This is a genomic window from Xenophilus sp. (assembly GCF_044462705.1).
GTDB lineage: Bacteria > Pseudomonadota > Gammaproteobacteria > Burkholderiales > Burkholderiaceae_C > Xenophilus > Xenophilus azovorans.
This window is the reverse complement of the sequence record NZ_JBIQNC010000254.1, coordinates 1-6,171: the sequence shown is the minus strand read 5'-3', so window position 1 is coordinate 6,171 and position 6,171 is coordinate 1. Positions and strand designations below refer to the sequence as shown.

Genomic DNA, 6,171 nt, shown 5'->3' with positions numbered 1-6,171 from the left:
GCGGGCTATCGCGAGGAGGGCGGCCGCCGCGGTGCGCCGCCGCGCGAGGGCGGCAACGGCCGCGGCTGGGGCGGCGGCGCCGGCAAGCGTGCCGGCCACGGCGCACCGGCCGGCCGCGCCTTCGTGCCGCGCGGTCGCTGACAGGCACCGCCACACGACACCGACGCCCGCCATGCGCGGGCGTCGGTTTTTTTGCGTCCTCTTTTCTCTTTTGCGGCCGCAGTCGCCGGCCGGCTTGCGAGCCCCAAAGAAAAATGCCCCGCTGGCATGTTCCAGCGGGGCATCGGGTATGGTTGGTGGGCCCTGAGTGACTCGAACACTCGACCTACGGATTAAGAGTCCGCTGCTCTACCAACTGAGCTAAGAGCCCTCGCCCTGTGCCGCCTGTTTTGCAAGGCGGCGTTTTCAGGCAAGACAATGATTATATGCCAGATCCGGACCGCGGTGCCAGCCCCCGCGGCCTGCATCGGATGAAGTCAACGCCAACGAAGGAGCCTCCCATGCCCGACACCCCCGCAGCGGCCCAGCCGCAGATCGTCATCACCGGCGCCGCCGGCGCGCTCGGGCGCGCGGTGACGCAGCATGTCCTCGACCAGGGCGCGCGCGTGGCGCTGCTGGACCGCGACGCCGCGCACCTGCGCCAGGCCTTCCCCGGGCTGGAGAACTCGCCCCACCTGCTGCTGCCGGCCGATGTCTCGTCCGCCGGCTCGGTCGCGCAGGCGGCCGCGCAGATCCTCAGGACCTTCGGCACGGTCGACGCCGTCGTCCACATCGCCGGCGGCTTCGAGATGGGCGAGCCGGTGCACGGGCTGGACCGCGCTGCGTGGGACAGGATGATGGATCTCAACGCCTGGTCCTTCGTCGCCGTGACGCAGGCCTTCGCGCCGGCGATGATCGAGCGCGGCGCAGGCGCCTTCGTGGCGGTGAGCGCGAAGTCCGCCGGCCGGGGTGTCGCGCACATGGCCGCCTACTGCGCTTCCAAGAGCGCGCTGCAGCGGCTGGTGGAAAGCGCCGCGGCGGAGCTGGCGCCGCACGGCATCGTCGTCAACAGCATCGCGCCCGGCGTGCTGGACACGCCGGCCAACCGCCAGGCCATGCCCGACGCCAACCCGTCGGAGTGGGTCTCCACCACCGTGGCCGCCCAGACCATCGCCTTCCTGGCCGGCGGCGGCGCGCAGGCGCTGCATGGGCAGCACCTGGTGTTGGATTGACAAAAGAAAAAGGCCCCGCTGCCGAAGCAGCGGGGCCCATGTGATGGGTTGTGGTGGTGGATTCTACAGCAACCGTGAACCTGTTATCTTCAACGATGCCGAGACGTCCCCATGGCGGTGGGTATCGGCGGAATGGACAGGGACATATGTAAAACCCGCTGACGTTCTCATTGCGCTGAAACTGCATGGAGGTCCTGCCGAGGACTTGGCTTCGTGGCGAATGTCACGCCTGAATGCGTTGCCTTCAACCACAAAAGGAGTCAACCATGAAGAAGATGATGAACGAAACCGATCTGGCCGCGCGCTGGAACCTCAGTCCCAAGACCCTCCAACGCTGGCGTAGCGAGGGTCGCGGCCCTCGATTCATGAAGATGTCCAAGCGGGTCGTGTACCCCATCGACGAAGTCTTCGATTTCGAGTCCCAGGCCCTACGGTCAGCAACCTGGGCAAAAGCCTCCGACGTCGTCCTTCCGGACGGATCGAAGTTGATGGATGCACGCGAGATTTCGTATGTGACCGGGCTGCCCCTGTACGTCTTCACGCAAAAAAACGTGCGGGAGGCGTTGGGCATCCCACATCGTCGAGTTGAAAAACTTATTCGTTTCGACTGTGACGAGGTGATGGCATGGGCCAAACGCTGGTCGCAGGAGGCCCGGGATCAGGGCATCGAAGCGAAAATCGATCCGGGCGAGCAGCGCAGATCGTTGCAGCAGGCCTTGGCATCGTTGCCCGTCTGACTGCTGCATCCGCGCCATCGGCCTACTGGCCTGCCAGCTCGTATCCGGTGCTGCGCCCCCCGCCGGGTGATTTCTTCAATACGCCCAGGTCCAGCAACTGCGTGATGTCGCGCAGCGCGGTGTCGGGCGAACACTTGGCGATGGCGGCCCACTTGCTGCTCGTGAGCTTGCCCTCGAAGCCGTCGAGCAGGCGGTTGAGCAGTTTCACTTGCCGCTCGTTCAACGACAGGCCCGCCCAGCGTTGCCAGAAGCGCGCCTTGACCAGCACGGCGTCCAGCGTGGACTGCGCGCTGGCGACCGCGCGCCCAAGTGTGCCGAGGAACCACGACAGCCAGCCGGTGGCGTCGAGCGTGCCCTTCTGCGTGCGCTCCAGCACGTCGTAGTAGTCCTTGCGCTCGCGCTGGATCTGGGCCGACAGGCTGTAGAAGCGTTGCGGGCTGCCATCGGCGCGCGCCAGGAACAGGTCGCCCACCGCGCGGGCGATGCGGCCGTTGCCGTCGTCGAAGGGGTGCAGCGTCACGAACCACAGATGCGCCAGCCCGGCCTTGATTAATGCGGGCTCGCCCGTTTCCTCGTTGGCCCATGCCAAAAACCGCGCCGTCTCGGTGGGCAGCACGGCGGCGGGCGGTGCCTGGAAGTGAACCTTGCGCCGCCCCACCGGACCGGAAACCACCTGCATCGGCCCGGCCGCATCGTCACGCCACTGCCCCACGGTGAGCCTGTTCATGCCCGAGTACCCGGTTGGGAACAGGGCCGCGTGCCAGCCGAACAGGCGCTCGGCGGTCAGTGGGAAGGCGGCGCGCGAAGTGGCGTCGAGCACCATCTCCACGACGCCTTCGATGTGCCGATCCACCGGGGCGACCGCGCCAATGTCCACGCCCAGACGGCGAGCAATCGAGGAACGCACCGATTCGACGTTCAGCACTTCGCCTTCGATTTCGCTGGTCTTGACCACGTCCTCGGTCAGCGCGGCGAGGCTGGCCTGATCGCGCAGCGCCATGCCCACGTCGGCCAGACGGCCCAGCAGCACGCCTTGGGCGCGGCTGACCTCGGTCAGCGGGCCGGTCAGCGCCGTCAGGTCGTAGCGCCAGTTAGGCCAATCGTCGGCTTGCCAGATGTAGAGTTTTTCTCCGCTATTCATGCGGAGATTAAACACCTTATTCGCCGCAAGGGCAAGTAATTCTCCGCGTAATATGCGGCGAATGTGGCGGCTAATCGCCGCATCCAGCCGTGCGATGTTCCTAATTTTCTCCAAAATGATACATTAAGAGAATATATGGAACACAAAACGGCCATGCCCGCCGACACCCACAGCCAGCGCGTGCTCGATCTGGCCAGCCAGAAGGGTTTGCTGCGCGCCGGCGATCTGGACGCCATCGACGCGCCCCGGGTCGTCCTGACGCGCCTGACCGCCGCTGGCCTACTGGACCGGGTCGGGCGCGGCCTCTACCGCCTGCCGAACCATCCGGCATCGGAACACGAAAGCCTCGTGGTGGTGGCGGCCAAAGCGCCGCAGGCCGTGTTCTGCCTGCTGACCGCGCTGCAATTCCACGGGCTGACCACCCAACTGCCACGGCAGGTCTGGATCGCCATGCCGCGCGGCTGCCACGCGCCGCGCATCGATTGGCCGCCGATCAGGATGACGCAGATGACGGGCGATGCCCATGCGGCAGGCATCGAGGAACACCGGCACGACGGCGTGACGCTGCGGGTCCACAGCGCGGCCAAGACGGTCGTGGACTGCTTCAAGCATCGCAACAAGATCGGCCTGGATGTGGCGATGGAGGCGCTGAAAGATGCCTGGATGGCGCGCAAGGCGTCGGCGGACGATCTGTGGCGGTACGCCAAGGTGTGCCGGGTCGCCAACGTGATGCGGCCCTATATGGAAGTGGTCGCCCATGAGTCATCGCGCGGCCTCGCTCCCATGAGCGCCTGATCGCCCGCGTGATCATCCGGCGACGGTGATCGGTCGCGGCTTCCGTGCGGATTTGCATGGAGACCCGGCGATGACCCGATACTGCACCTGCTGCGGCAAGCCCTTCGAACCCCGCCCGCAAGTTCCCGACCAATCCTTTTGTTCCGCGCCCGACTGCCAGCGCGCCCGCAAGCGCCAATGGCAGCGGGCCAAGCTCCAGTCCGATCCCGACTACCGGATCAACCAGCGCGCCGCGCAGCAGGCGTGGTCGCAGCGCAATCAGGACTACTGGCGCAACTACCGCGATTCCCGGCCCGAATACGCACAACGCAACCGCGAGCAGCAGCGGTCGCGGGACCAGGGCCGAAACGGGGATCTTGCAAAGATGGACGCGTGCGACCTGCCGAGCGGCCTGTACCGCATAACGCTGCATCCGGCATTGCCGAGGGAAAACGGCGACTCGTGGGTCGTCGAGATCACGCCGGTCTGCGTGACATGTCCGTGCAAGATGGACGTGTCAAGAGAGGACGTGATCGACGCCTCGTCGATTCGCCCGTAACTTTGCTTCCAAAACGGGTTCTCTCGAACATCCTGCATGGCAACGATTCCAACCGTGTGCGTTGCCGCCGTGCGGCGGCGGCGTGTCCATTGAAGGGCGGCAGACCCGAGATCGCCAATCACGGAGTGACCGGGTCTATGCAATCGAACGAATCGCCTATAAGTCCGCCGGGGCCGGTGTTCCGCGCCGCGCAGTACGTGCGCATGTCCACCGAGCACCAGCAATACTCGACGGAGAACCAGGCCGACAAAATCCGCGAGTACGCCGCCCGGCGCAACATCGACATCGTCCGCACCTACGCCGACGAGGGCAAGAGCGGTCTGCGCATCGACGGTCGGCAGGCGCTCCAGCAACTGATCGGCGACGTCCAGGCGGGCAAGGCCGACTTCCAGATCATCCTCGTCTACGACGTCAGCCGCTGGGGCCGGTTCCAGGACGCCGACGAAAGCGCCTACTACGAATACATCTGCCGCCGCGCCGGCATCCAGGTCGCCTACTGCGCCGAGCAGTTTGAGAACGACGGCTCGCCGGTGTCCACCATCGTCAAGGGCGTCAAGCGCGCGATGGCAGGCGAATACAGCCGCGAGCTCTCGGCCAAGGTGTTCGCCGGGCAGTGCCGTCTGATCGAACTCGGCTTCCGCCAAGGCGGGCCCGCAGGCTACGGTCTGCGACGCGTGCTGATCGACCAGTCCGGCTCGGTGAAGGGGCAGCTTTCCCGTGGTGAGCACAAGAGCCTGCAAACCGACCGCGTGATCCTGCAGCCTGGCCCGGACGAGGAAGTGGCCGTCGTGAACCAGATCTACCGCTGGTTCGTCGAGGACGGCCTGTTCGAATCCGAAATCGCCGACCGGCTCAACACCCGTGGCATCCAGACCGACCTCGGGCGCGACTGGACGCGGGCCACGGTGCGCGAGGTGTTGTCCAACGAGAAATACATCGGCAACAACGTCTACAACAGGCGTTCCTTCAAGCTCAAGAAGGTGCGCGTGGTGAACCGCCCGGAGATGTGGATCAAGAAGGAAGGCGCGTTCGAGGGCATCGTGCCACCCGACCTGTTCTACACGGCGCAAGGCATCCTGCGCGAACGCGCCCACCGCTTCAGCGACGAGGAACTGATCGAGAAGCTGCGGCGGCTCTTCCAGCAGCACGGCTATCTGTCCGGCCTGATCATCGACGAGGCCGAGGGGATGCCGTCGGCGGCGGCCTACGCGCACCGCTTCGGCAGCCTGATCCGCGCCTACCAGACGGTGGGCTTCACGCCGGATCGGGACTACCAGTATCTGGAGGTCAACCAGTTCCTGCGCCGCCTCCACCCGGAGATCGTCGGCCAAACCGAGCGGATGATCGCCGAGGTCGGCGGCGCGGTCGTGCGCGATCCGGCGACCGACCTGCTCACGGTCAACCGCGAGTTCACCGTCTCGCTGGTGCTGTCACGCTGCCAACTGCTCGACAACGGTCGCCGCCGCTGGAAGGTGCGCTTCGACACCAGCCTCACACCGGACATCACGGTCGCCGTGCGTCTGGATGACAGCAATCAGGCGGCATTGGATTACTACCTGCTGCCGCGTCTGGACTTCGGCCAGCCGCGCATCCACCTGGCCGATCACAACGGCCTCGAATTCGAGAGCTACCGCTTCGACAGCCTGGACTACCTCTACGGCATGGCCGAGCGCAGCCGTCTGAGGAGAGTCGCATGACCCTGCCTAGATTTCACGTACAGCAAGAAGTTGGAAACTTCAAAGGTACGGA

Annotated in this window: 6 protein-coding genes and 1 tRNA gene; 5 read left to right on the top strand and 2 right to left on the bottom strand. The window is 65.7% G+C overall.

Annotation, left to right across the window (positions count from 1 at the left end; genetic code table 11):
• Positions 1 to 294: 294 nt before the first annotated feature.
• Positions 295 to 370: transfer RNA gene (locus ACIY1X_RS23890), tRNA-Lys, on the bottom strand.
• 130 nt (positions 371 to 500) lie between these two features.
• On the opposite strand from ACIY1X_RS23890, the gene ACIY1X_RS23885 reads away from it, so the two are divergent.
• Together ACIY1X_RS23885 and ACIY1X_RS23880 are read left to right on the top strand one after the other, a co-directional pair.
• Positions 501 to 1,211 (top strand): SDR family NAD(P)-dependent oxidoreductase, encoded by a 711-nt coding sequence (locus tag ACIY1X_RS23885; RefSeq protein ID WP_399685497.1) that lies wholly within the window; start codon positions 501 to 503, stop codon positions 1,209 to 1,211.
• 266 nt (positions 1,212 to 1,477) lie between these two features.
• On the top strand, positions 1,478 to 1,948 hold the full coding sequence (locus tag ACIY1X_RS23880; RefSeq protein ID WP_399685494.1) for a hypothetical protein: 471 nt from the start codon (positions 1,478 to 1,480) through the stop codon (positions 1,946 to 1,948).
• 22 nt (positions 1,949 to 1,970) lie between these two features.
• On the opposite strand, the gene ACIY1X_RS23875 is transcribed toward ACIY1X_RS23880, so the two are convergent.
• Positions 1,971 to 3,089 (bottom strand): Fic family protein, encoded by a 1,119-nt coding sequence (locus ACIY1X_RS23875; RefSeq protein ID WP_399685501.1) that lies wholly within the window; start codon positions 3,087 to 3,089, stop codon positions 1,971 to 1,973.
• A 153-nt stretch (positions 3,090 to 3,242) separates the two neighbouring features.
• On the opposite strand from ACIY1X_RS23875, the gene ACIY1X_RS23870 reads away from it, so the two are divergent.
• The 3 genes from ACIY1X_RS23870 (at position 3,243) to ACIY1X_RS23860 (ending at position 6,119) form a co-directional block, all read left to right on the top strand.
• Positions 3,243 to 3,884: a type IV toxin-antitoxin system AbiEi family antitoxin domain-containing protein gene (locus tag ACIY1X_RS23870; protein WP_399685492.1), complete on the top strand. Its 642-nt coding sequence runs from the start codon at positions 3,243 to 3,245 to the stop codon at positions 3,882 to 3,884.
• A 70-nt stretch (positions 3,885 to 3,954) separates the two neighbouring features.
• Entirely contained in the window at positions 3,955 to 4,422 is a 468-nt protein-coding gene (locus tag ACIY1X_RS23865) for a hypothetical protein (RefSeq protein WP_399685490.1), read from the top strand.
• Between the two features lie 137 nt (positions 4,423 to 4,559).
• A complete protein-coding gene (locus ACIY1X_RS23860; protein WP_399685499.1) occupies positions 4,560 to 6,119 on the top strand; it encodes a recombinase family protein in 1,560 nt (519 codons plus the stop codon).
• Positions 6,120 to 6,171 lie beyond the last annotated feature (52 nt).